The sequence below is a fragment of the Veillonella parvula genome (assembly GCF_024461875.1).
Lineage (GTDB): Bacteria > Bacillota > Negativicutes > Veillonellales > Veillonellaceae > Veillonella > Veillonella parvula_I.
The window spans coordinates 1-209 of record NZ_JANGAL010000174.1; the positions used below are offsets into that span (position 1 = coordinate 1).

Annotated in this window: 1 protein-coding gene; it reads right to left on the reverse strand. The window is 44.0% G+C overall.

Going from position 1 to position 209, the window contains the following annotated elements; translation table 11 throughout:
• Positions 1–209 (reverse strand): PEP-utilizing enzyme (locus NE668_RS10250; RefSeq protein ID WP_256197016.1); only part of this gene is annotated, 209 nt, incomplete at both ends.

Sequence of the window (209 nt, forward strand, 5' to 3'; positions counted from 1 at the left end):
TTTTCCTTTAAGCTGCTCAAGAAGCGCTTTCTGCTCCTGATCTTTCGCGCGCTTTTCTTCCATGACTTTCATTGTTTCTTCATCAGGATCAATGTATAACATTCCGGTAAATCCGTCAATCACCGCCATTTTACCGTCATATTTTGTCAACAGATCTTCTCCGAGTCCGATCACCGCCGGAATATTCATTGTACGGGCAAGAATTGCCG